This is a genomic window from Kineococcus lubricus, assembly GCF_050871965.1.
Taxonomy (GTDB): Bacteria; Actinomycetota; Actinomycetes; order Actinomycetales; family Kineococcaceae; genus Kineococcus.
On record NZ_JBJLSK010000020.1, the window covers coordinates 1 to 23412 of the forward strand.

The 23412-nt window shown below is 75.3% G+C and carries 26 protein-coding genes, 1 tRNA gene and 2 riboswitches; of the genes, 9 read left to right on the forward strand and 18 right to left on the reverse strand.

Going from position 1 to position 23412, the window contains the following annotated elements:
* Positions 1 to 276: 276 nt before the first annotated feature.
* On the reverse strand, positions 277 to 1662 hold the full coding sequence (locus tag ACRYRX_RS15665) for a CitMHS family transporter (RefSeq protein WP_432513200.1): 1386 nt from the start codon (positions 1660 to 1662) through the stop codon (positions 277 to 279).
* A 396-nt stretch (positions 1663 to 2058) separates the two neighbouring features.
* Here ACRYRX_RS15665 and ACRYRX_RS15670 point away from each other — a divergent pair, with 396 nt between their 5' ends.
* The 5 genes from ACRYRX_RS15670 to ACRYRX_RS15690 all read left to right on the forward strand — a co-directional run bounded on the left by ACRYRX_RS15670 (position 2059) and on the right by ACRYRX_RS15690 (position 5938).
* Entirely contained in the window at positions 2059 to 2796 is a 738-nt protein-coding gene (locus tag ACRYRX_RS15670; protein ID WP_432513201.1) for a GntR family transcriptional regulator, read from the forward strand.
* Between the two features lie 45 nt (positions 2797 to 2841).
* Positions 2842 to 3339, forward strand: coding sequence for a ribonuclease E activity regulator RraA (gene rraA / locus ACRYRX_RS15675; RefSeq protein ID WP_432513203.1), 498 nt, complete (start codon positions 2842 to 2844; stop codon positions 3337 to 3339).
* Positions 3340 to 3394: 55 nt separating this feature from the next.
* A complete protein-coding gene (locus ACRYRX_RS15680; RefSeq protein WP_432513205.1) occupies positions 3395 to 4996 on the forward strand; it encodes a methyl-accepting chemotaxis protein in 1602 nt (533 codons plus the stop codon).
* A 191-nt stretch (positions 4997 to 5187) separates the two neighbouring features.
* Positions 5188 to 5260: transfer RNA gene (locus tag ACRYRX_RS15685), tRNA-Lys, on the forward strand.
* Between the two features lie 72 nt (positions 5261 to 5332).
* Complete coding sequence (locus ACRYRX_RS15690; RefSeq protein WP_432513206.1) at positions 5333 to 5938, forward strand: phosphatase PAP2 family protein; 606 nt, start codon at positions 5333 to 5335, stop codon at positions 5936 to 5938.
* 70 nt (positions 5939 to 6008) lie between these two features.
* Here the strand turns inward: ACRYRX_RS15690 and ACRYRX_RS15695 are convergent, their stop codons facing one another.
* Genes ACRYRX_RS15695 through ACRYRX_RS15725 form a run of 7 tightly spaced genes read right to left on the reverse strand, consistent with a single transcriptional unit; the run spans position 6009 to position 8911 of the window.
* Positions 6009 to 6221, reverse strand: a complete 213-nt coding sequence (locus ACRYRX_RS15695; RefSeq protein WP_432513208.1) for a hypothetical protein — start codon at positions 6219 to 6221, stop codon at positions 6009 to 6011.
* Between the two features lie 38 nt (positions 6222 to 6259).
* Positions 6260 to 6838: a hypothetical protein gene (locus ACRYRX_RS15700; protein ID WP_432513209.1), complete on the reverse strand. Its 579-nt coding sequence runs from the start codon at positions 6836 to 6838 to the stop codon at positions 6260 to 6262.
* Positions 6835 to 7425, reverse strand: coding sequence for a DUF6286 domain-containing protein (locus tag ACRYRX_RS15705; protein WP_432513211.1), 591 nt, complete (start codon positions 7423 to 7425; stop codon positions 6835 to 6837). Before ACRYRX_RS15705 ends, ACRYRX_RS15700 begins: the two co-directional genes overlap by 4 nt.
* Positions 7422 to 7877 carry a hypothetical protein gene (locus ACRYRX_RS15710; protein ID WP_432513212.1) on the reverse strand — a complete coding sequence of 152 codons (456 nt, stop codon included), beginning with the start codon at positions 7875 to 7877 and terminating at the stop codon, positions 7422 to 7424. Before ACRYRX_RS15710 ends, ACRYRX_RS15705 begins: the two co-directional genes overlap by 4 nt.
* A 2-nt stretch (positions 7878 to 7879) precedes the next feature.
* Entirely contained in the window at positions 7880 to 8059 is a 180-nt protein-coding gene (locus tag ACRYRX_RS15715) for a DUF2273 domain-containing protein (RefSeq protein WP_432513213.1), read from the reverse strand.
* A 32-nt stretch (positions 8060 to 8091) separates the two neighbouring features.
* Positions 8092 to 8418 (reverse strand): hypothetical protein, encoded by a 327-nt coding sequence (locus ACRYRX_RS15720; RefSeq protein WP_432513215.1) that lies wholly within the window; start codon positions 8416 to 8418, stop codon positions 8092 to 8094.
* A 13-nt stretch (positions 8419 to 8431) separates the two neighbouring features.
* Positions 8432 to 8911 carry an Asp23/Gls24 family envelope stress response protein gene (locus tag ACRYRX_RS15725; protein ID WP_432513216.1) on the reverse strand — a complete coding sequence of 160 codons (480 nt, stop codon included), beginning with the start codon at positions 8909 to 8911 and terminating at the stop codon, positions 8432 to 8434.
* A 190-nt stretch (positions 8912 to 9101) separates the two neighbouring features.
* Between ACRYRX_RS15725 and ACRYRX_RS15730 the strand changes: the two genes are divergently transcribed.
* On the forward strand, positions 9102 to 9680 hold the full coding sequence (locus ACRYRX_RS15730; protein ID WP_432513217.1) for an RNA polymerase sigma factor: 579 nt from the start codon (positions 9102 to 9104) through the stop codon (positions 9678 to 9680).
* The gene (locus ACRYRX_RS15735) at positions 9677 to 10144 is read left to right on the forward strand and encodes a hypothetical protein (protein ID WP_432513219.1); all 468 of its coding nucleotides are present in this window, start codon (positions 9677 to 9679) and stop codon (positions 10142 to 10144) included. Before ACRYRX_RS15730 ends, ACRYRX_RS15735 begins: the two co-directional genes overlap by 4 nt.
* Positions 10145 to 10151: 7 nt before the next feature.
* Here ACRYRX_RS15735 and ppk2 read toward each other — a convergent pair whose 3' ends face one another.
* Positions 10152 to 11018, reverse strand: a complete 867-nt coding sequence (ppk2, locus tag ACRYRX_RS15740; RefSeq protein ID WP_432513220.1) for a polyphosphate kinase 2 — start codon at positions 11016 to 11018, stop codon at positions 10152 to 10154.
* Between the two features lie 72 nt (positions 11019 to 11090).
* Positions 11091 to 12824, reverse strand: coding sequence for a phosphatidylglycerol lysyltransferase domain-containing protein (locus tag ACRYRX_RS15745; RefSeq protein ID WP_432513222.1), 1734 nt, complete (start codon positions 12822 to 12824; stop codon positions 11091 to 11093).
* 199 nt (positions 12825 to 13023) lie between these two features.
* Here ACRYRX_RS15745 and ACRYRX_RS15750 point away from each other — a divergent pair, with 199 nt between their 5' ends.
* On the forward strand, positions 13024 to 13881 hold the full coding sequence (locus ACRYRX_RS15750; protein ID WP_432513224.1) for a sugar phosphate isomerase/epimerase family protein: 858 nt from the start codon (positions 13024 to 13026) through the stop codon (positions 13879 to 13881).
* Between the two features lie 13 nt (positions 13882 to 13894).
* Here the strand turns inward: ACRYRX_RS15750 and ACRYRX_RS15755 are convergent, their stop codons facing one another.
* From ACRYRX_RS15755 to ACRYRX_RS15770, 4 genes are all read right to left on the reverse strand, one after another.
* A complete protein-coding gene (locus ACRYRX_RS15755; protein ID WP_432513226.1) occupies positions 13895 to 14158 on the reverse strand; it encodes a hypothetical protein in 264 nt (87 codons plus the stop codon).
* A gap of 178 nt (positions 14159 to 14336) precedes the next feature.
* Positions 14337 to 15449 (reverse strand): transaldolase family protein, encoded by a 1113-nt coding sequence (locus ACRYRX_RS15760; protein ID WP_432513227.1) that lies wholly within the window; start codon positions 15447 to 15449, stop codon positions 14337 to 14339.
* A 205-nt stretch (positions 15450 to 15654) separates the two neighbouring features.
* Positions 15655 to 16128 (reverse strand): pyridoxamine 5'-phosphate oxidase family protein, encoded by a 474-nt coding sequence (locus ACRYRX_RS15765; protein ID WP_432513229.1) that lies wholly within the window; start codon positions 16126 to 16128, stop codon positions 15655 to 15657.
* Entirely contained in the window at positions 16125 to 16550 is a 426-nt protein-coding gene (locus ACRYRX_RS15770) for a pyridoxamine 5'-phosphate oxidase family protein (protein WP_432513230.1), read from the reverse strand. Before ACRYRX_RS15770 ends, ACRYRX_RS15765 begins: the two co-directional genes overlap by 4 nt.
* A 148-nt stretch (positions 16551 to 16698) precedes the next feature.
* Here ACRYRX_RS15770 and ACRYRX_RS15775 point away from each other — a divergent pair, with 148 nt between their 5' ends.
* A complete protein-coding gene (locus ACRYRX_RS15775; RefSeq protein ID WP_432513231.1) occupies positions 16699 to 17697 on the forward strand; it encodes a Gfo/Idh/MocA family protein in 999 nt (332 codons plus the stop codon).
* A 16-nt stretch (positions 17698 to 17713) separates the two neighbouring features.
* Here the strand turns inward: ACRYRX_RS15775 and ACRYRX_RS15780 are convergent, their stop codons facing one another.
* From ACRYRX_RS15780 to ACRYRX_RS15795, 4 genes are read right to left on the reverse strand one after another with little or no spacing between them, the layout of a single operon-like run.
* Complete coding sequence (locus tag ACRYRX_RS15780; RefSeq protein ID WP_432513233.1) at positions 17714 to 18232, reverse strand: GNAT family N-acetyltransferase; 519 nt, start codon at positions 18230 to 18232, stop codon at positions 17714 to 17716.
* Positions 18229 to 19671, reverse strand: coding sequence for an APC family permease (locus ACRYRX_RS15785; protein ID WP_432513235.1), 1443 nt, complete (start codon positions 19669 to 19671; stop codon positions 18229 to 18231). Before ACRYRX_RS15785 ends, ACRYRX_RS15780 begins: the two co-directional genes overlap by 4 nt.
* Positions 19672 to 19700: 29 nt before the next feature.
* Positions 19701 to 22022 carry a 5-methyltetrahydropteroyltriglutamate--homocysteine S-methyltransferase gene (gene metE / locus ACRYRX_RS15790; protein ID WP_432513236.1) on the reverse strand — a complete coding sequence of 774 codons (2322 nt, stop codon included), beginning with the start codon at positions 22020 to 22022 and terminating at the stop codon, positions 19701 to 19703.
* Complete coding sequence (locus ACRYRX_RS15795; RefSeq protein ID WP_432513238.1) at positions 22019 to 22975, reverse strand: methylenetetrahydrofolate reductase; 957 nt, start codon at positions 22973 to 22975, stop codon at positions 22019 to 22021. Before ACRYRX_RS15795 ends, metE begins: the two co-directional genes overlap by 4 nt.
* Before the next feature lie 61 nt (positions 22976 to 23036).
* A riboswitch (SAM riboswitch) is annotated at positions 23037 to 23128 on the reverse strand.
* A 142-nt stretch (positions 23129 to 23270) separates the two neighbouring features.
* Positions 23271 to 23384: riboswitch (SAM riboswitch) on the forward strand.
* Positions 23385 to 23412 lie beyond the last annotated feature (28 nt).

The following is a 23412-nucleotide window of genomic DNA, read 5'->3' on the forward strand; positions in this document are numbered from 1 at the left end:
GGCAGTTCGGTCCACGCGATGGGGGCCGCGCCGGCGGCGGCCATCGCCGCGTCGAGGATCTTCACGGACGCGGGGACGATCTCCGGGCCGATGCCGTCGCCGTGCAGGACCCCCAGGGAGTACTGCTTGGCGCCGGCGGTGGAGGTGGTGTTCGAGGCCATCGTGGTTCTTCCCATCTGTTGACGCGGAGTCGTTGACGCTCCGCGTGTGGACTGCTCGGAGAACGAGGTGGACGTGGTGGGCGGGGGCGCCAGCGGTCCCGGCGCCCCCGGCGGGTCACAGGGGGATGGAGATCGCCCCGGTGAGGACGCAGAAACCGGTGAAGACCAGCGACATCAGCAGGACCCACCCGAAGGCGAACCGCTGGAAGTCGCCGAGTTCCTTCTTCAGCAGGCCCAGCAGGACCCACAGCGGCGCGGAGGCCGGCCCGATCATGTGGGCCATCTGGCCGACGACGCCGGCCCGGGCGATCTCCATCGGGTGGATCCCGTAGGAGGAGGCCGACTCGGCCAGCACCGGCAGGATGCCGAAGAAGTAGGCGTCGTTGGACATGAAGAAGCTGAGCGGGATCCCGATGAGCGCCGTGAACAGGGGCACGAGGGCCCCCAGGGAGTCGGGCACCACGGACAGCAGCGACTCGGCCATCGCGGTGATCATGCCGGTCTCGGAAAGGATCCCGGTGAAGATGCCGGCGGCCAGGACGAGGATCACGACGGGGACGGCGTTGGCGCCGTGCGTCTTGATGAGCTCACCCTGCTCGTGCCGCGTCGGAACGTTGACCAGCAGCGCGATGACGAAGGCGACCATGAACAGGATGACCAGCGGCGCGAGGTCCAGGACGAGCAGGGTGAGCAGGACGACGGTCAGGGCCAGGTTGAACCAGTAGCGCCAGCCCAGGCGCGCCGGGGCGGCGGTCGCGCCGGCCGTCCCGCCCGGACCGGTCGTGGTGCCCGTGCCCGCCCCGCCGCCACCGAGCAGCGTGGCGACCCCACCGGAACCGGTGGAACCGGCGCGCAGCTCCGCGGCGAGCTCGACGATCTTGTCGGCGTCGACGCGGCGGCGTTCACGCAGCCCCAGGACGACGGCGACGAGCAGGATGCAGACCGCGGTCAGCGCCAGCGAGGGGATGAGGGGGACGAAGTAGTCGCCGGCGTCGAGGTGCATGACGCTGATGGCGCGGGTGGCGGCACCGCCCCACGGGGTCGACCCGGAGATCAGGCCCAGCGACATCGTCGCCAGGACGGCGATGACCAGGGGGTTCATGCCCAGGCGCCGGTACAGCGGGATGAACGCCGAGCAGACGATCATGTAGGTGGTCGTGCCGTCGCCGTCCAGCGCGACGGCCAGGGCGACCACGGCGGTCCCGACGACGATGCGCAGGGGGTCGCCCTTGGAGACGCGCAGGATGAAGTTCGTCATCGGGTCGAAGAGCTTCAGGTCCATCATCAGACCGAAGTAGAGGACCGCGAACAGCAGCAGCGCCGCGGTGGGCGCGGTCGTCTCGAGGCCGACCTCCATCATGTCGGGCAGGTCCAGACCGCGCCCGGCGATGATGGCGAAGACGATGGGGGCGGCGATGATGGCGACGAACGCCGTGGCCCAGCGCCGCATGACCACGATCATGAACGAGATCAGCGTGGCGAAGCCTAGAACTGCGAGCAACGTCGCTCCTTGGGTGTTCGAGGCGATCCACCCGCCCGGCGTGGTCGGACGACCACGACGGGCGGGTGGGCCGGGAGGATGGGGAACGGGCGGGAGGGACGTCCCGCCGTCGCAGCGGGGGACGTGGGTGGATGGGCGGGCTGGTGCCGGACCCGTGGCGCACATCGGCCACCGGTGCCCGCGCAGACAGCCCGGGTGGTGTCGCAGCCGCAGTCCAGAGGGCTTCTTCGCCGCGGCACTGGAGGCAGGTTATAACGAAGCCCCGGTGCCGTCAACGACGGGGAGCTCCCGTAGCCCGGGCGGGGGAACGCCCTGGGACGTCTTCCCTGCTCAACACGAGTGCACCAGCGCCCTCCGACGCGCTACGGTTATAGCCAGGAACGAGACAGGAGCACCATGAGCGTCACCGCGGATGCCTTCGCCACCAAGAGCGACTTCGCCTACACCAAGGTGCGCGAGCTCATCCTGTCCGGGCAGCTGGAACCGGGCACGGTGATCCACCAGGCGGCCCTCGCCCGCGAGATCGGCATCAGCACCACCCCGCTGCGCGAGGCCCTGCGCCGGCTCAAGCAGCAGGGGCTGGTCGAGCTGGACGCCCACCGCGACGCCCGGGTCAGCCAGCTCGACGCCACCGAGGCCCGCGACCTGCTCGAGATGCGCCGCTCCCTGGACCCGATGGCCGCCGCGCTGGCCGCCGAACGGCGCACCCGCGCCGAGCTGGTCGAGATGCGCGCGGCCCTGGACGGGCTGGAGGCCCTGCCCGGCCACCCCACCTGGGAGCACCTCGCCCACCACCGCCGCTTCCACACGGCGGTCTACCGCGCCTCGCACAACGCCATCCTCATCGAGTCCCTCGACGGCCTGTGGGACACCGCGGACCGCTACCGCCTGCACGGGCTCGAGGTCGAACGGAGCCCGGAGGAACGCGCGATGAAGGCCGCCGAGCACGTCCAGCTGCTCGAGGCCATCACCGCCGGCGACAGCGAGGGCGCCGCCCGGGTGATGCTGGCGCACATCGAGACCAGCCTCGGCGCGAAGTCGGCCTGGCGGCTGGCGAAACCGCACGCGGCCCCCGCCACGGCCGACCACCCGGCACCGGACGCGGCACCGGGCGCGGCGACCGGTTCGGCCTGACGGTCCCGACCCCCACCCCCACCACCCGACGAGGAGCCGATCACCGTGACGAACCCCGCCCAGTCCCCCACCGCACCGTTCGCCACCGCCGACCTGTGGGACGAGCACGGCGAGCGGCTGGGCTCCTGCGACACCCCGCTGCGGCAGTTCGGCGGCCACCGCGCCTTCAGCGGCACCGTCCGGACGGTCCGCTGCTTCGAGGACAACGCCCTGCTGAAGTCGGTCGTCAGCCGGCCCGGCGACGGGCAGGTCCTCGTCGTCGACGGCGGCGGCTCGCTGCACACCGCCCTGATGGGCGACATGATCGCCGACATCGCCGCGGGCAACGGCTGGGCCGGCGTCGTGATCCACGGCGCCGTGCGCGACGTCGCGGTCCTGGCCGGGGTCGCCCTGGGCATCAAGGCCCTGGGGTCGAACCCCCGCAAGAGCGCCAAGACCGGCGCGGGCGAGGAGGACGTCCCGGTGGAGTTCGGCGGCTGCACCTTCGTCCCGGGGCACCGGCTGTGGTCCGACGACGACGGCGTGGTCGTGCTGCCCGCCTGAGCGCGCGCACGCTACACCCAGGCCCCTTCAAGTTCTCCCGCGATCACGCCGATGGGTGAGAGTGCTCACCCACCTGCGCGACCTGAGAGTCGCTTCCAAGTTGTTCGCCGGTTTCGGCGTCGTCTGCCTCCTGCTGATGGCCGTGGTCGCCCTCGGCATCAACCGGCTGGGTTCCTCCCAGGCCAACCTCTCCACGATGTCGACGTCGGGCATCGCCTCGGTCGACACCATCGCCACCGTCAAGTTCGCCTACGCGACGCTGCGTCAGGACATCGCGAACGCCGCGCTGGCCCAGAACCCGGCCGACACCGACAAGCAGCTGCAGCAGATGACGGCCGACGACGCCGTCTACGACGACGCGTGGCAGGCGTACCTCGACAGCTCCCCCTCGGCCCCCGAGGCCGAGCGGGCCGAGGTCGAGGACCTCATGAAGAAGTACCGCACCGCGCGCGAGCAGCTGATCACCTTCGCCAAGGCCGGAGACGTGGCCAGCTTCATCGACTACCGCGCCAGCACCACCACGCCCATCACCAAGGAGGTGTTCGCCCAGATCGACAAGATCAGCGACACCGAGAAGAAGACCGCCGCGGACATGGCCGCGGACGGTTCGTCGGACTACCACGCCGCGGTCACGCTGCTGCTGGTCATCGGTGCGGTCGCGCTGGTGGTGGCCGTGGTGGTGGCCGTGGTGGTGGCCCGGTCGGTGGCCGGTCCGCTAGCCAAGGTCCTGCACGTGGTGCGGGGTCTGGCCGAAGGCCGCCTGGACCAGCGCGTGGGGATCGAGACCCGCGACGAGGTCGGTCAGCTGGCCGCGGCGCTGGACACCACCACCGAGCGGCTGACCGAGACGATGCGCCGCATCGCCGGCAACGCGACCACGCTGGCTGCTTCCAGTGAGGAGCTGACCACGGTGGCCACCCAGCTGTCGTCGGGGGCGGAGGAGGCCGCCACCCAGGCTCAGGTCGTCTCGGCGGCGACGGAGGAGATCAGCGCGAACATCGGGACGGTGGCTGCGGCCGGGGACCAGATGAGCTCGGCGATCCGGGAGATCGCCTCCTCCACCGCTGAGGCGTCTTCGACCGCCGCCAGCGCGGTCTCGGCTGCCGGGGCGGCTGGGGACACCCTGGAGCGGTTGTCGGCTTCGAGCCGGGAGATCGGTGAGGTGGTCAAGCTGATCACCTCCATCGCCGAGCAGACGAACCTGCTGGCGTTGAACGCCACCATCGAGGCGGCGCGGGCCGGGGAGATGGGCAAGGGCTTCGCGGTGGTGGCCGGTGAGGTCAAGGAGTTGGCGCAGCAGACCGCGCGGGCGACCGAGGAGATCATCTCGAAGGTGGACGCGACGCAGGCTGACGCCACCGCCGCCGCCGGGGCGTTGACGGAGATCACCGAGGTGATCGCGCGGATCGACGGGTTGCAGGCCACGATCGCGGCGGCGGTGGAGGAGCAGTCGGCGACCACTTCGGAGATGGTGCGCAACGTGACGGAGGTGTCCACCGGCAGCCAGGAGATCGCCTCGAACATCTCCGGGATCGCGGCGGCGGCTGATCAGACGACGTCGGGGGCCACGCACACGGCGACCACTGCTGGTGAGGTGTCGCGTTCGGCGGCGGAGTTGAACGAGCTGGTCGCGACCTTCACCCTGCCCCGCGCCTGACGGCACACCGGTGACGCTCGGGTGACGAGCACCTCTCCCCCGAGCGTCACCGGCACGAGCCACCAGGGGTCGAACACCTGTTCGATCCCTGGTAAGGTCGTTCCCGGCGGGTCGGTGTGGGGAAGCTCCGGCCCGCCACCCTCACGCCTGGTCGGGAGACCCCTCCCGCTCTGGTAAAGTTGTTCTCGCACGCGCTACTAGCTCAATTGGCAGAGCAGCTGACTCTTAATCAGCGGGTTCATGGTTCGAGTCCATGGTGGCGCACCGACGTGAAGGCCCCCGACCGGTTCCGGTCGGGGGCCTTCGCGTTCCCCGGACCGGCGACAGGAGGCCGCGGTGCCCTCAGCACCACCCCCGGCTGGGGCGGGCACCCCTCGCTGGGCCCACCTCGCCGGCGAGCTGCTCGCCCCGTGGGTCCTGGCCGCGGTGATGCCGCCGCTGGTCTGCGCGCTCACCACCGTCCCGGCCTGGCGCGGCGCCCTGCACGGCCTGGCCGTCACCGTCCTGTGCGCGGTCGTGCCGCACGCGGTCGTGGCCCGCGGCGTGCGCCGGGGCCGGTACGCCTCGATGCACGTCCCCCGCCGCCAGGACCGCCCGCCGCTGCTGGCGATGGTGGTGGGCCTGACCGTCCTGACCGGCGCGCTGCTGCGCGCGCTGGGCGCCCCCACCGCGCCACTGGTCCTGCTCGGCCTCATGACCGGGTGCGCCGCAGTCGGTCTGCTCGTGTCGAAGTCCTGGAAGATCTCGCTGCACGCGCTGACGGTCGCGGCCTCGGCCGTCGTGCTGACCGGGCTGGCCCCGGCCGCCGCGCCCGCGCTGCTGGCCGTGCCGTGGGTGGCGGCCGCGCGGGTCCGGGTGGGCGCCCACACCCCGGCGCAGGTCGTGGCCGGGGCCCTGGTGGGAGCCGTCCTCGCCGTCGGCGCCCTGGCGCTCGCGGGCTGACCCGGCCGGTCCCGCGCCGGACACCGGTCCCGGCCCTGCCGCACCCGACGGCAGCGGGTGGACGTCGGGGTCAGTCCCCCGGCTCGGCGAGGACCATCAGCAGCGCCCGGGTGCTGCCGACCCCGAGCCGGGTGCGCAACCCCCTCAGCCGGGCCGCGACCTGCGCGGTGCTCGTCCCGAGCCGTCGCGCCGCCTCGGTGGCGCCGCACCCGGTCCGCAGCAGCGCGACGAGCCGGCGGTCCTGCGCGTCGAGCGCGGCCCGCCCGGGTCCCACCTCGTCCACGGCGACCTCCTCCCACCTGCGGCACGGGTGCGGCGTCGTCAGTGCACGCGCTGCGACCGGTCGCTGCGGGCCACGGACAGCCGGACCCGGCCGCGGGCGTCCTCGCGCCCGAGCACCTGGCGCAGCTGGGCGCTGACCTCCTCGGCGGCGCGCGCCACGACGGCCAGGTCGGCGGTGGGCTCGACGAGGGCGCGCAGCTCCACGACGAGCTCGCCGCGGTCGTCGAGGGTGCGCCCGCTGGCGGAGCGGACGCCCGGGGTGAGGGCGAACTCCTCGGCGGCCGCGTCGGCGGGCCCCCCCGCGCTCAGCCGCAGCTGTCCGCCGGGGCCGGAGCCGGGCAGGCCGAGGGTCTTCACACCCTGGCGGGGGACGTGGGCGAGCAGCCACCACACGGCCAGGACGGCGGCGACGAGGGCGGCGCCGGCGCAGGCCGCGCCGAACCAGCCCGCGTCCACGGCGTCCCGGGCGGCGCCGAGGTCGAGCCGGTCGGGGGCCTGCGGCCACCAGCGGGACAGCTGCCCACTGCCCCAGGCGGCGGTGAGGGTCCCGGCCGCCACGAGGACGAGCCCGAGCACGACGGCGACCAGCCGGTCGACCGCCAGGACGCTGCGCTTCACCGTGCACCTCCTCGGGCGCCGCGTCCGGTCCCGGACGGGGCGGAGACGCTGACCCGGACCCGCGGTGCAGGGTCCAGGTGCGTCAGGGACGCCGTCACCGCGGCCGTCACGGTGTCGCGGACGGCGGTGGTGGTGGCCGTGACGGACACGTCGACGGTGCGGCGGCCGGCGCGGGTCGAGGCGCTCAGGACGCCGTCCTGCTGCCGGGCCGTGCCGGTCGCCAGCCGGGCGACGTCGCGCGTGGTCGTGGTGGCGGCGGGGGTCCCGGCGATGCCGACGGTGCGGCGGGAGCGGCGCGCCAGGCCGGTCAGGACCAGCCAGACCCCCAGCAGGGCGAGGGCGACCCCGGCGGCGGTGAGACCGGCCGTCGGGGTGAGCCCGCCGGCGGCGTCGAGCACCGGCGCGGCCCACGACCGGCCGCCGGTGAGGCCGGTGGCCAGGTCCTGCGCCACGAGGGCCTCGCGGGCGGCCACGACGGCCAGCGCCAGCAGCGCGAGGGCGAGCAGCGGCCCGACGACCCCGACGCGGCCGGCCCCGGTGGGGCGGGCGGCGGGAGGCAGCGGGTGCCCGCCGGACGGGGCGCTCACGAGACCCTCCCGCCCCGCGGGCGGGACCGCACGTAGTCGGCGACGGTGACGTCGCAGGAGTCGACGACGACCCCGGCGAGCCGGGACAGCTGGTCGACGACCTCGGTGCGGACGCGGGCGGCGAGGTCGGCGGCGGGGGTGGGCCACTGCGCGGCGACCTGGACCCCGACGCGGACCCGGTTCCCGGCCCGGGTGCACTCGGCCACCGGGTAGGAGCGGTTCAGGACGGAGTCGACGGCCGTGCCGACGCGGGCGCCGACGCGGGCGCCGACGGAGCGGTCGGCGCCGGTCCGGGCGGCGTCGGCGTCGCGGGTGCGGACGCTGCCGGGGACGGTGGCGGCCGCGGCGGCGGCGACGCGGACGACGACGCGGTCGGCGACGACGAGCCGGCCGCGGTCGCCGGGGTCGGCGGTGGTCTCGCCGGGACGGGGCGGGGCGACGGTGGTGGGCACGGTCAGCCCCGTCCCCGGCCCGGCAGCAGCGCGAGCAGGTCGATGCGCCCTTCGAGGTGCGCGCCGACGAGGTAGCCGATCGCGGCGAACAGCAGGGCGAGCAGGAACCAGCCGAGCCCGGCCACCCCGGCGATGAGCGCGAGCAGGAGACCGGCGAGCAGGCCGGTCGTGGACGAGGACACGAGGTACTCCCGGGGGGAGAGGTGGACGGGGGTCAGTCGGCGAGGTCGTCCACGTGGACGCGGACGGGGACCTCGACGTGGTGGCGGGCCAGTTCGCCGGCCACGGCGGCGTGGACGTCGCGGGCGGTGTCGCGCACGGGCGCCCCGGGGTGCAGGACGACGTGGACCTCGACCGGCTCGGCGTCCGGGCCGGCGGTGAGCGTCCCGGGGAGCCGGACACCGGCGACCCGTCGGCCGGGCAGGTAGGTGCCGATCTCCTGCAGCGCACCGGCGTTCAGCCGCGCGACGCCGGGGACCCGCTGGACGGTGAGGGCGAGGGCGTCGGCCAGTTCGGCGGCGTCCGCTCCTCCGGGGTTCACCGGTTCCCCCGGCTCACTGGACGCGGACGGTGCGGGGTTCGTCGTCGCTGTCCTCCTCAGGCAGGTGGACGTCGGCGACCTCGAGGTTGACCTCGGTGACCTCGAGCCCGGTCATGCGCTCGACGGAGGCGATGACGTTGCGGCGCACGGCGGAGGCGAGGTCGCTGATGGCGACGCCGTACTCGGCGATGAGCTCGATGTCGATGGCGGCCTGGCGTTCGCCGACCTCGACGGACACGCCCTGGGCGTGGTTGACGCGGCCGCCGGGGATGCGTTCGCGCAGGGCACCCACGGCACGGGCGGCGCCGCCGCCCAGGGCGAAGACGCCGGAGACGTCACGGGCGGCGATCCCGGCGATCTTGGACACGACGGTGTCGGCGATGGTGGTGGCGCCGTGGTCGCTGACCAGGCCGGAGGGGCGGGCGCCGGTGGTGCCGTGCGCGGCGCTGGTCTGGGTGACGGTGGCGGGGCGGGTGCTGGTGGTGTCGGTCACGGGTCCTCCTCGGTGGGTCCGGCCGGGCGGCCGGGGCTCGTGCGTACGCAGGGTTGGAGCGCCCGGGCGCCGGATCGTCACGGCCTCAACGACGTGACCCGCGTCACACCGTCGAGCTCCGGTCGCGCCCGCACCCCACCCGTGCTCCGCTTCCACCCACTACGACGACCGGACGATGGAGAAGCACGGCGTGAGCGACACCGACCCCGCGGGGGACCCGCGCGCCGACGACGTGCTCGCGCGGCGGGCGGGTCTGGGCGACCGCGAGGCGTTCGCCGCGATCGTCGACCGGCACGGCCCCGCCCTGGCCCGGTACGCCGGCCGCCTGCTCGACGACCGCGACCAGGTCGACGACTGCCTCCAGGACACCTTCCTCGCCGCCTGGCGCGGCCTGCCGGGGTTCCGCGGCGACGCGAGCCTGCGGACCTGGCTGTTCACGCTGGCCCGGCACGCCGCCTTCGCCCGGCTGCGGCGCTGGCCCGCGTCCGGCTCCCGGCCGTTCGTCCCCGTCGAGGAGGTGGTGGACCAGCTGCGCGACCTGCGCGCCGATCCGGAGCGGACGAGCGTGGAGTCGGCCCTGCGACAGGCGCTCGACGTGGCGTTACGGTTGCTCCCACCCCGGCAGCGGACCGCCTGGCTGCTGCGGGAGGTGGAGGACCTGTCCTACGCCGAGATCGCCACGGTGCTGGGCACCAGCACCGCGGCAGTCCGCGGACTGCTCGAACGGGCCCGCACGACCCTGTCCGACGCGCTGGAGGAGTGGCGGTGAACGAGACGAGCAGCGGGCGCGGCGCCCGCGTCCTGGCCGACGCCACCCTCGCCCTGCGCCGCCACACCCCCACCGGCTGGCAGGCCGTCCGGGCCGACCTGCTCGCGCTGGCCCGTCGCGCCCACCGCCCCTCCGACCCCGTGCGCGGCCGTCACGACCTCGGGGAGTTCCTGGTCACCACCGACGTCGTCGTCACGCAGCTGCGCACCGCCGTCGACCACGTCCGGGACGTGAGCGTCACGTCGCTGCTGTGCGCCACCGACGAGCGGCACACCCTCACCGGCGTCACCGTGGAGGTCGCCGCCCTCTTCGGCACCCACCTGCCCACCGCGGCCGCGACCGTCCGCGGCGTCGTCCTGGCCGCCCTCGACGACCTGCTCGGTCCCCTCAGCCCGCCCGGCGAGGCGGTCCACGTCCACCTGCACGTCGGCGACGTCGTCACCGAGCGCCTCGACCTGGGGTAGCGCGTTCTCAGCGCAGCGCGCGGGCCACGTCCGGGACGTACCGGAACGTCTCGCGGGGCGGGCGCACGTACTCCCCCGCCGCCGGCCGCCGCCCCAGGGTCACCTTCCGCGGCTGCAGCTCCTCGTAGGGCACCTGGTCGAGCAGGTGCGAGATGCAGTTCAGGCGGGCGGCCCGCTTGTCGTCGGCCTCCACGACCCACCACGGCGCGAACGGCGTGTCGCAGCGGGCGAACATCTCGTCCTTGGCCCGGGAGAACTCCACCCACCGCCGGCGCGACTCCAGGTCCAGGTCCGACAGCTTCCACCGCCGCATCGGGTCCTCCAGCCGCGAGCGCAGCCGCCGCTCCTGCTCGGCGTCGCTGACCGAGAACCAGTACTTCAGCAGGTGGATCCCGTCGTCGACGAGCATCCGCTCGAACTCCGGCGCCTGGGTGAGGAACGTCTCCAGCTCGGCCGGGGTGCAGAAACCCATGACGCGCTCCACGCCCGCCCGGTTGTACCAGGACCGGTCGAACAGGACGATCTCGCCCGCCGTCGGCAGGTGCGCCACGTACCGCTGGAAGTACCACTGCCCCCGTTCCCGCTCGCTGGGCGCCGGCAGCGCCGCGATGCGCGCGGTCCGCGGGTTCAGGTACTCGGTGATGCGTTTGATCGCCCCGCCCTTGCCGGCCGCGTCCCGGCCCTCGAAGACGATCGCGACGCGACTGCCGGTGCGCACCACCCAGTCCTGCAGGACGACGAGTTCGCGCTGCAGTTCCAGCAGGCGCGCCTCGTACGCCTTGCGCGGGACGCGGCCCGCGCCGCCGTCCTCCGGGTCGCCGTGCTCCTTCGTCGCCCTCGTCGTCGCCCTCGTCGTCGCCCTCGTCGTCGCCATCGCGTTCCTCCCGTGCCGCCGGTGGTCCGTCGATCCTGGTCCCTGCCGGCCGGGCTGCCAACCCGGGCCGGGTCAGCCCCGCCGCGAGGGCAGGAACTGCTCGACCCGCGCCACCGCCAGGCCGATGCGGGGCAGGTCGGACGTGCGGTGGAAGCAGACGAACCGGGGCACCCAGCGGGGCCGGTACTTGGCGTTGCTGCGGTAGAGCTGTTCCAGCTGCCAGGTCCGGGAGAACACCACCAGAACCCGGTGCCACAGCCGCAGGACGGGGCCGGCACCCAGCCGCGAGCCCCGGTCGAACACCGACCGGAACACCGCGAAGTTCAGCGAGACCCGTTGCAGCGCGTCGCGCCGGGCGTGCTCGACGACCTCGGTGACCACGAGTTCGACGGTCCCGTTGGGGGCCTGCCGGTCGCGGCGCATCAGGTCCAGCGAGACGCCGTGGACACCCCAGGGGACGAACGTCAGCACGGCCAGCAGCGCCCCGTCGCCGCCGCGCGCGGCCGCGACCAGCAGGTCGGGGTCGGCGCTGTCGCCCAGCCGCCCCAGGGCCATCGAGAACCCGCGCTCGCGGCCCTCGCGCCACGCCACCGCCGCGGAGGCGAGCTCCTCCAGCTCGCCGGCGGGGACGTCCACCTGACGCCGGACGCTCACCTCGACCCCGGCCCGGCGGGCGCGGTTCACGGCCTGCCGCACCCCGCGCAGGGCCCGCCCCTGGAGGCTGAAGGCGTCCACGTCGAGCACCGCCTCGTCCCCCACCTCCAGGACCTGCAGGCCGGCGGCGTGGTGGACGGCGGCCCCGGCCTCGGAGGCGCCGACGACGGCCGGGACCCACGCGTGCGCGGCGAGCTGGTCGCGCCAGGCCTCCACGGCCGCCGGCCAGGACGTCACGTTCCCCACCGGGTCCCCGCCGGCGACGCTGACCCCGCCGACGACCCGGTGCACCACGGCCGCGCGGCCGTTGGGCGCGAACACGGCCGTCTTGTCGCGGCGCAGGCTGAAGTACCCCAGCGCGTCACCCTCGCCCTCGGTGGCCAGCAGGTGCCGCAGCCGCTCCTCGTCGGCCCCCAGGGCCGCCGGGTCGGCCGCGGGCCGGAACAGGGAGCAGGTGACGAGCAGCACCAGGACGGTGCCGGCGGAGTTGAGCGCGACGTCCACCCAGCCCGGGACGAGGACGCCGTCGGGGAACACGACGAACGTGTCGACCGACACCAGCGTCCCGGCGGCGGCGTACCAGAGCCGGACCAGCGGCGCCCCGCTCGTCTGCTCGGCCAGCAGCACCAGGCCGGTGCCCGCCAGCAGCCACACCGCGCTCGCCCCGCCCCCGACGAGCAGCGCCCGGCGCACCCCCCGCCGGGAGGGCAGGACGGTGAACTCCCCGCGGGAGAGCAGGAGGACGGCGAGCACGGCGGACTGCACGGCCAGCAGCGCCGGGGCGGGGAAGTCGGGGCCGGTGAGGGACCACGCGAGGTTGAACAGCGCGTTGAGGCCGGTCACGACCACCGCCGTCCACCAGGCCGCGCGCTTGCGCTGCCCCAGCGATCGGGCCAGCAGCAGCAGCACGGTGCCGTACCCCAGGCTCGGCCAGCTCGTCGCGAACACGACGTCGGCCACGACCGCGGGGGCCGAGGAGGCCCGGTCCGACAGCGGGGCGTGGACCGCCATGGCGACCGAGGCGAGCCCGGACAGCAGGAACACCCAGGTGGCGACCGCGCCCGGGACGCGCCCGGCGCCCCGGGGAGCGGGGGCGGCGGGGGAACCCCGCCGCCGCGTCGCGCTGCGCTGCACCGTGTCCACGTCGTCCACGTCCGGCCCTCCGGGTGGTCGCCCCGGCGGCGACCTCCCGCCCAGGATCGCGGGCGGGGGCCGGGTCCGGCGTCCGTCCCCGGTCGGGGATCGCCGCTCCCCCCGGGGCCCCCCGCGGCCGCCCGGGGTCATCCCCCGGGGGGACGTCGCCCGCGGCCGGTACCGTCGACCGGCCCGCCCCACCGCCCGAGAGGTTCCCGTGGACACCCCGCAGCTCATCGCCACCTGCTGGACGACGTCCGGCCCGGCCCGCCCCGGCGACCCTTCGGAGGTGTCGCCGCACTCGGCGTTCGCGCGGATCGACGCCGTCGCCCGCGGCGGCTGGGCCGGTCTGGGGCTGGCCCACGAGGACCTCGACGTGGTCCGGCGCACCACGGGTCTCCGGGCCGTCGCCGACCACGCCCGGGCCGCCGGGCTGGAGCACGTGGAGGTGGAGCTGGTCACCGACTGGTGGTGCGAGGACGGGGCCTGGCGGGACCGGTGGTCGATGCTGCTGGAGGCGGCGGAGGTGTTCGGCTCCCCCGTCGTGAAGGCCGGGACGGCGTTCGGGCCGGCGTGGACCGACCTGGAACCGCTGGTGGAACCGTTGCGGCGGCTGGGTTCGGAGGCCGCAGACCACGGGACCCGGGTGGCGCTGGAACCGCTGCCGTTCGCCGCCGTGTCCTCGCTGCCCGCGGGCGCGGACCTGGTGCGGCGGGTCGACCACCCGGCGGTGGGCCTGGCCGTCGACCACTGGCACGTCGTGCGCGCCGGCACCGGCCTGGACGAGCTCGCCCGGGCCCTGACGCCCGAGCAGGTGTTCCAGGTCGAGCTGGACGACGCCGACGCCGCCCCGGTCGGGACCCTGTTCGAGGACACCCGCGACCGCCGCCGCTACTGCGGCGAGGGGGCGCAGGACGTCCCCGGTTTCCTGCGCGTCCTGCACGACCTGGGCTACCGGGGGCCGTGGGGGGTGGAGATCCTGTCCGAGGAGCACCGGGCGGTGGACCTGGACACCGGGCTGCGCCGGGCCCGGGAGACGGCGCTGGCGTGCTTCGAGGCCGCGTTCGGCGCCTGACGCGGGTGCCGGGTCAGTCCTCCCGCCAGCCCTGCTCCCAGGCGCGCTCGGCGGCCAGGAAGGCCACGAGGACGGGCGGCTGGGCGTGCACGGCGTAGGTGCTGCCGTGCAGCCGCAGCGCCACGGCGAGGTCGTCGACGTGGACCCCGAAGGACCGCAGGTCCCGGGCGAGGTGGCCGGGCAGGAACTCCCCCGGCCCCAGGTCCAGGAGGTCCTCCCGCAGGGCGGGGGTGAGGTGGCGCCACCAGGACGCGACGGCGTGGTTCTGCTGCTGCACACGGTGGTTGTCGAGCGGGCCCGGCGCGGTCTCGACCGCGGCTCACCCGCTCGGCGGTACCGCGCCACCCGGTCAGCCCGCCGGTGACGGGCCGCCACCGGGCACCGCGAGGCCGGGCCGTCGCGGGAGGTGTTCCTGCGCAGAGCGCCTCCCGCGACGGGGTTCCGGGAGCGCGTCCTCAGACGGCGGGGACGATGATGTCCCGCACGAGGGCGTCGAGCTGGGCGGCGGCGTCGAGGAACTGGCGCAGCGTGCGGACGGTGGCCCCGAACCGCTCGAACTCCTCCACCGCCATGCCGTCGACCTCGTAGGCGCGGTTGAAGTCCGGCACCTTGGTGCGCAGGACGCGCATCGTCGTCTCGTCGACGGGCTGGTCGATGGCGTCGGTGCGGAACGGGACGTCGTCGTCGTTGATGTCCTTGATCCACTGGAACGGCGGGGAGACGACGAGGTCGCCGCCGACGAGCTCGGACCACTGGAGGTGGTTGCGGAAGGCCGCGGACAGCACGCGCGAGCGGTAGCCGCGCTCGGTGAAGACCCGGTGCGCGTGCTTGAGGGCGGCGACACCGGCCCACTCCAGGACCCCGGGGTCGACCATGACGTGGTCGCGCTTCACGGTGGCCTTCATCCAGTCGTCCAGGCGCCCGCCCATGAGGGTCACGACGTGGCCGAACTCCTGCTCGGGCAGGCCGTCGGCGGCCCGGCGGTCCAGCGCGCGCTCGATGGCGGCCCCGACGGCCACGACCTGCGGGACGGTGAAGGAGACGGTCGCGTTGATCGAGACGCCGCGGTAGGCGGCCTCCTCGATGGCCTCGATGCCGGTCTTCGTGGCGGGGATCTTCACGATGGTGTTGGGCGCCAGCTGCGAGAAGTGCACGGCCTGCTCGACGAGCGCCTCGGGGTCGCGGTGCAGGCGGGGGTCGGTCTGCACCGACAGCCGGCCGTTGCGGCCGCCGCTGGCCTCGAACGCGGGCTCGAGCAGCTTCGCGGCGTTGCGGGACAGCTCCTCCACGGCGAGCCAGCCGAGCGCGTTCTCCCCCGCGGTGGGGTGCTCGGCGGCCAGGGCGCGCAGCCGCGGCACCCAGGTGCCGGGGTCCTGCTTGATGCAGGTCAGGGCGATGACGGGGTTGCAGGTGGCGCCCACCGCGCCGTACTCGCGGATCGCGGTCCCGAGCTCGGTGGGGTCGGCGGAGTCGTTCCACAGCGCGGTCGGCGTCTGGCGGGCCGCGCGGAGGGTGGCGGGGACGACCTCGGTGGTGGTCTCGGGCGCGTCCTGGTGCAGCAGCGTCATGGGGTCCTCCTGTCGCTTACGGCGGACCGGCCGGGAGCCGGCGGGACAGCGTCGTAGCTGGGCCTGGCGACGTGACGACCGATCGTCATGGTCCAGTCATGTTAGGACATGAGGACAATTTTGCGGAAGGGGTCCCGATCGCCGCCCGAGCGCACCGCCGGGCGCCACCGGGCCGCCGGCGGGCCGCCGGCGGGCCGTCCCCGCCTCACCCCAGCGAGAACCCCTCCAGCAGCGCGAGGTCGACGCGGAAGAACTCCTCGCGCGGTCCCGGCGCCCACGCCTGCAACGCCGAGCGCACGTCCTCCCCCGGGTCGGCCCGGCGGCAGCGCCCCGTCACCGTGACGCTCCACGCCGCACCCCCGGGCGGGTCACCCCCGGCCGGGTCGACGCTCGGGTCGACGCTCGGGTCGACGCTCGGGTCGACGCTCGGGTCGACGGTCGGGTCGAGGGTCGGGTCGACGCTCGAGTCGACGTTGAAGGCCACGACGGCGTTCCCGGCGCAGCGGGCCACCGCGGTCCCGGCCGCGGTCCGGAAGTGCAGCGCACCACCGCGGACCGCGTAGTTCAGGGTCGCCACCGCGGGCAGCGCGTCCTCGGTGAACACCAGGCGCCCGACCCCGGACTCCCCCAGCAACCGGCGGCAGTCGGCGCCGGCCAGGCGCCGCGGGCGGCCGGTCACCCGGGCACCCCAGCCCGGGCCGCCCGGGCGGGCGGGACGTCCAGCCGGGCGGTGCCGAGCCCCCGGCCCCGCAGGCCGACCACGTCCAGCGCCATGACCGGCTCCCCCGGGGCGAGGTCGCGGGCCGCCCGGGGGGCCGCCAGGGCCGGGACGGTGCGGCAGGGGCCGAGGACCGTCACGCTCCACCCGGCCCGCGACGCCGTCTCGAACCGGTCGGTGTGGAAGGCCAGGACGGCCCCGTCGGCGTGGCCGGCCAGGGCGGTCCACCACGGCACGGGGAACCACAGCCGGCCTCCCCGGACGACGTAGCGGCTGGGGACGACGGCCGGCAGCGCGTGCTCGGTGTAGACGACCCGGCCCGCCCCGCAGGTGCCCAGCAGCGCGCGGCAGGCGTCGGGGCCGAGGTCGGTGAGTTCGTCCACGGCACCAGCGTGCGCGCGGCCGGCCGGGGCCGCGAGGGTCCTTGGTCCTCCCGCCGACCGCCGCGGACGGGTCCGCGGCGATTGCCCGGACCCGCGCCGCACCCCTACATTGGACCGGTCCACCGGCCGTCCTCCAGGAGCCTCCAGCATGCGCGTCGCCCTCATCGGTGCGGGATTCATCGGGTCCGTCCACGCCGTCAACCTCGCCGCCCACCCCGACGTGCGGTTCGACGTGTTCGACGTCGACACCACCCGCGCACGCTCGGTCGCCGACCGCCACGGCACCGGCGTCGTCGCCTCCCTCGACGACGCGTTCGACCCCGCGCGGTTCGACGCGGTCCTCATCGCCTCCTCGACCGACACCCACGCGGCCCACCTGCGCCGCGCGGCCGACGCCGGGCTCGCGGTGTTCTGCGAGAAACCCGTCGACCTCGACCTCGACCGCGCCCGCGAGGTCAGCGCGCACGTCGCGGCCCGCGGCGTCCCGGCGATGGTCGACTTCAACCGCCGCTTCGACCGCGACTACGCCCACCTGCGCGAGCTCGTGCGGTCCGGCGACCTCGGCGACGTCGAACTCGTCCAGCTCACCAGCCGCGGGCCCTCCATGCCGCCGCTGGAGTACGTCGCCGTCTCCGGCGGGCAGATGCGCGACCAGGCGGTGCACTTCTTCGACCTCGCCCGCTGGATCACCGGCGCCGAACCCGTCGAGGTCACCGCGCTCGGCGCCGCCCTGGCCGACCCCCGCATCACCGAGCACGGCGACGTCGACACCTCCGTCACCTCCGTGCGGATGTCGACCGGCGCGCTCGTGCAGATCGACTGCGTGCGCCGCACCGCCTACGGCTACGACGAGCGCATCGAGGTCCACGGGTCGGCCGGCATGGCCGAGGCGCGGCGACACCGCGACGGCGCCGTGACCCGCTACGGCGCGGGCCGCGTCGTCGAGGACGGCCTGCACCCCGGGTGGTTCGAGCGGGTCCGCCCGACCTACGCCGCCGCGCTGGACGCCTTCGTCACCGCCGTGCGCGAGGGCGTCGCCCCCTCACCGTCGCTGGCCGACGGCCTCGTCGCCCAGGCCGTCGCCGAGGCCGCGACCGCCGCGCTGACCTCCGGGCGCACCGAGCCGGTCCTCACCGTCACCCCCTGACCCGCGGCCGAGGGGACTACCCGGTCGCCGCGGGCCACGGCCGGGCGGGCAGGTCCTTGGTGAAGGCCAGCGCCCCGATCGTCTCCGGGTCCGCGTCCACGTCGAACTGCGGCGCGTACCCGGCGGTCAGGTACAGGTGCCGGGCCTCGGGCTGGCGCGGGCCCGTCGTCAGGAACACCCGGTCGTAGCCGTTCGCGACCGCCCGCCGCTCCAGCTCCGTCAGCACCCGGCGGGCCAGCCCGCGGCGGCGGTGCGCGGGGTGGGTCCAGATCCGCTTCAGCTCCGCCGTCCGCGGGTCGTACCGGCGGTAGGCGCCGCCGGCGACGGCCGCGCCGTCCCCCAGCAGCAGCAGGAGCACGCCGTGCGGTGCGGCGAACTCGCTCGCCGGGTACCGCTCCAGCTCGGCGCGGACCTCCTCGGGCGTCCCGCCGTACCGGGTCCCGTACTCCCGGGCCAGGTCGGCGAACAGGGGCCGGGCCAGCGGGTCCGACGGGGCGGCGACGCGGACCACCAGTTCCGCCGACCCGGTCGTCACCGGCCGCCCTCCGGCACGTCCCGGCGCGCCACGACCGGGCCGAGCGCGAACGCGAGCACCAGCAGGCCGACGACGGTCCAGGCCAGCGGGACGCTGCCGCCGACCAGTCCCGTCAGGTTCTGCAGGATGAGCACCAGGAAGAACCCGAGCGCGGCGAACCCGACCGCCGGGGCGACGATCCCCCGGACCACCCCGACGCCGAGCTCGCGGCGGCGGGCGAAGAACACCACGACCGCCAGGCTGGTCAGGGCGTACAGGACCACGACCCCGACGGAGGCGAAACCGCCGAGCCACGTGTAGTACTGCCCGATGGCGTCCAGCCCCGCGACCGCCCCCAGGACGATGAGCAGGGCGACGACGGCCGACGTCGCCGCCGACGCCCGGTGCGGGGACCCGTGGCGGGCGTGCGCGACCCCGAGCCCGCGGGGCAGGACACCGCGCCCGGCCAGGCCGAAGACGTAGCGGGCCACGATGTTGTGGAACGACAGGATGCAGGCGAAGACGCTCGTCACGAACAGGACCTGGACGACGTGGGCGCCCACCGTCCCGAGGTACTCCTGCGTGGCGTCGGCCAGCATCGTCCCCCCGGAGTCGGTGGCGACCCGGACGGCGTCCTCGTCGCCGTACGCGCTGACGAGCGCCCAGCTGGACACCGCGTAGAACACGGCGATCAGCCCCAGGGCCAGGTACGTCGCGCGGGCGACGGTGCGCTCGGGGTCGCGGGCCTCGTCCCGGAACACGGCCGTCGCCTCGAACCCCAGGAAACCCAGGATCGCGAAGAGGATGCCCAGACCCGGTGCGCCGGAGAGGATCGCGGTGGGCGAGACGATGCCGGTCGACAGCCCGCCGTCCCCGCCGGAGAACACCACCACGGCGTCGAAGACGAGGACGATGACGACCTCGGCGACCAGCCCCACGGCCAGGACCTTGCCCGACAGCTCGATGTTCCGGTGCCCCAGGAAGGTCACGAGGGCGAACGCGGCGAGCGCGTACACCCACCACGGGACGTGCGGGAGGCCGTAGCTGACGAGCAGGTTGTCGACCCCCGGTCCCATGAGCCCGTACACGCCGGCCTCCAGCGTGAGGTACGACAGCAGGGCGGCGAACCCGGCCCCCAGGCCGGTGCGGCGCCCCAGGCCGCGGCTGACGTAGGCGGAGAACGCCCCCGCCGTCCCGACGTGCGGGGTCATGGCCGTGAACCCCACGGCGAACAGCAGCAGCGCGACGCCGGCGACGACGTACGTCGCGGGGAAACCCGCACCGTTGCCGGTGGAGATCCCGATCGCCACCGGCCCGCCGATCACCCCCAGCGGGGACGCGGCGGCGGCCACCATGAAGACGATGCTCCACACCCCCAGGTCGCCCCGCAGCCGCCTCCCGGCGGCGGGGGCGGCGGGGGCGGGTGCTCCGGTGGTCGGCAGCGTCTCGTCGACGGACACGTCGTTCCTCTCTCGTTCCGGGTGGGTCGTCAGCGCGCGGCGGCGGGCAGTTCGGCGCGCACGGTGCGGGCCGCCTCGACGAGGTGCCGCAGCGACTCGGTGGTCTCGGCGTACCCGCGGGTCTTCAGCCCGCAGTCGGGGTTCACCCACACCTGGCGGGCCGGGACCGAGGCCACCGCCGCGCGCAGCAGCCCGGCGACCTCCTCGGCCGACGGCACGCGCGGGGAGTGGATGTCGTACACGCCCGGGCCGATGCCGCGGCCGAAGCCGGCGCCGGCGATGTCGGCGAGGACCTCCATGCGCGAGCGCGCGGCCTCGATGCTGGTGACGTCGGCGTCGAGGCCGTCGATGGCGTCGATGACCTCGCCGAACTCCGAGTAGCACAGGTGGGTGTGGACCTGGGTGGCGTCGCCGGCGCCCGCGGTGGCGAGGCGGAACGAGGCGACGGACCAGTCCAGGTAGGCCTTCTGGTCGGCGGTCTTCAGCGGCAGCAGCTCGCGCAGCGCGGGCTCGTCGACCTGGACGATCCCGATGCCGGCCGCCTCGAGGTCGCCGACCTCGTCGCGCAGGGCCAGGGCCACCTGGTTCGCGGTGTCGGCCAGCGGCTGGTCGTCGCGGACGAACGACCACGCCAGGATCGTCACCGGACCGGTCAGCATGCCCTTGACGGGCCTGGCGGTGCGGCCGGCGGTGTACGTGCTCCACGGCACGGTGATGGGCGCCGGGCGGGTCACGTCGCCCCACAGGATCGGCGGCCGGACGCCGCGCGAACCGTACGACTGCACCCAGCCGTGCTGGGTGACGGCGAACCCGTCGAGGTGCTCGGCGAAGTACTGGACCATGTCGTTGCGCTCGGGTTCGCCGTGGACGACCACGTCGAGGCCGAGGTCCTCCTGCAACCGCACGACGCGGTCGATCTCGGCGCGCAGGAACTCCTCGTAGGCCGCCTGGGTCAGCTCACCGCGCGCCCACGCCGCCCGAGCCCGGCGGATCTCGGTGGTCTGCGGGAACGAGCCGATGGTCGTCGTCGGCAGCAGGGGCAGGTCCAGGGCCTGCTCCTGCGCGGCGCGGCGGGTGGCGTAGTCGCTGCGCTGGAACGCCTCCGGGGTCAGGGCGGCGAGCCGGTCGCGGACCTCCGGGCGCACGACGCCGGGGGCCGCGAGCCGGTCGGCGCGGGCCGCCGCCGCGGCGGCCAGGGCGGGTCCGGCCGCCTCCGCGTCGCCCAGGGCCCGGCCCAGCAGGACGACCTCGGCGACCTTCTGGTCGGCGAAGGCCAGCCAGCCGCGCAGCCGCTCGTCGAGGGCGGTCTCGCGGGTCACGTCGTGCGGCACGTGCAGCAGGGAGGTCGAGGTCCCGGCGACGACGTGCGCGGCGGCCCCCTCGAGCCGCCGCAGCGTGGCCAGGGCCCCCACGAGGTCGCCCCGCCAGACGTTGTGCCCGTCGACGACGCCGCCGACGACGGTCTTGCCGGCCAGCACCGACCGGTCGGCGGGCACCGACCCCTCCACCAGGTCCAGGGCCAGGCCCTCGACGGCGCCCAGGGACCCCAGGAACCCGCTCGCGTCGCCGTAGGGGGTGGCGACGAGCAGCCGGGGGCGGCCGGTGACGGCGGCGAGCCGGTCGTAGGCGGCGCGCACGAGGCCGGGCAGGTCCTCGACCCCGGCGGTCGCGGAGTCGCTGACCAGGCCCGGCTCGTCGAGCTGCACCCACTCCGCGCCCGCTGCGGCGTAGGCGCTCAGCAGGTCGGCGTAGGCGCCGAGCAGGTCGTCGAGGCGGGAGATCGGCGCGAACCCGGCGGGACTGCCGTCGGCGGCCTTGGCCAGCAGCAGGAACGTCACCGGGCCCACCAGGACCGGGCGGGTGAGGAAACCGTCGGCGAGCGCCTCGGTGAACTCCCGAACGCCGCGGTCGTCGGCGAAGCGGAACGTCGTGCCGGGGCCGATCTCGGGGACGAGGTAGTGGTAGTTCGTGTCGAACCACTTCGTCATCTCCAGCGGGGCCTGTGCGCCGCGGCCGCGGGCGATCGTGGAGTAGCCGGCGAGGTCGACGGTCCCGTCGGCGGCGACGACGTCGGCGAACCGCTCGGGGACGGCGCCGACGGCGACGGCGGCGTCGAGCACCTGGTCGTAGGCCGAGAACGACGACGGGATGGAGCCGTCGTGCGCGGGCAGGCCGAGGGCGTTGAGCCGGCGGACGGTGGCGGCGCGGACGGCGGCGAGCCGCTGCTCGGTGGTGGCGAGGTCGGCGCGGCCGGCCCAGAGGGCTTCGAGGGCCTTCTTCGTCTCGCGGTCGGGTCCGAGGCGGGGGTAGCCCAGGATCGTCGCGGTCCAGGCGGGGGGGTTCTCGGTCATCGGGTCGGTCCTCCTGCCGCGGCGGTCGCGCGGCGGTCGTCGGTTCGGCGGGAGCGGTCGAGGTCGAGGTGGTCGAGCAGGTCGAGGGCGGGGCCGGCGGCGTTGAAGGTGTACAGGTGCAGCCCGGGGGCCCCGGCGGCCAGGAGGTCGCGGGCGAGCGCGGCGGTGGAGGCGGTGGCGGCGCGGCGGCGGGCCGCGGGGTCGTCGGTGTCGAGGGCGGCCAGCAGCCCGGCGGGGGGCGCGACGCCGGTGAGGGCGCCGATGCGCTGCAGCCGGCCGGGGTCGTCGGTGGCGGCGATCCCGGGCAGCAGCGGCAGGGTGATCCCCGCGGCCCGGGCGCGGCGCACGAGCGCGGCGTACTCGGCGGCGCAGAACGTCACCTGGCAGATCGCGAAGTGCGCGCCGGCGTCCTGCTTGGCGCGCAGGACGGCCATCTCGTGGTCGTCGCGGTCCCGGGGGAACGCGGCCACGGCGAGGCTGAGCGGTCCCTCGTCGACCGGGCGGGGGCCGCCGCGGCGCGCGAGGCGGCGCCGGTCGGCGACCTGGAGCAGCTGCACCAGGTCCCCGGCGGTCCCGACGCCGTCGGGGTGCGGCCTCCAGCCGGGAACCCCGGCGGGCGGGTCGCCGCGCAGGGCCAGGACGTTGCGGACCCCGGCGTCGAGGAACTCCCCGGCGAGTTCCACGACCTCCCGCCGCGAGGCCCCCACGCACGTCAGGTGGGCCATGGCGGGGACGGCCGTGGTGCGCAGGACGTGGGCGAGCAGGTCCCGGCTGGGGGCCCGGGTGGCGCCGGCGGCGCCGAACGTCACCGACACGAAGTCCGGTGCGGCCGCCGTCAACTCCGAAACCCTGCGCCACAACGTCTCCCGGCCCGCCTCCGAGCGCGGGGGGAACAGTTCGAAACTGATCGTCGGCCGCCCCGCCGCACCGGCGACGAGGGGGGCGATCGTCATCGGGCGGGTCCCGGTCCCGGGTCGGGGCAGGGGGCGACGACATCGGTGGTGCGCATCACGGACTCCATCGACCTGGCGGTAGCACCCTCGCCCGGGCTCGGGGGGTTGCTGCGGCGTCGTCGAGCCAGGACTCTCGGCCGCTCTGGATGGTGTTCCCCGAATGTAGACCGACGGCGGCGGGATCGACAAGCGGTTCGCGGGGAAGCCACCGGGACGGGGTTCCCGGGGCTCGGTCCCGTTCCCCCCGGCGGGCCGACCTTGATCTGGACCGCCGTTCCGTGGCAACCTCGGAACAGGTCATGAGCGCCAGCGACAAGCCCCGGCTCGCTGGCCGGCAACCCTCCTCCGCGGCGGGGTGCCCCGGGTGACGACCTGGCCGGTCCCGAGGTGGGCCCGGCAAGCGCGGACCTCGCCGGGCCGATCCCGGTCCTCCCGGT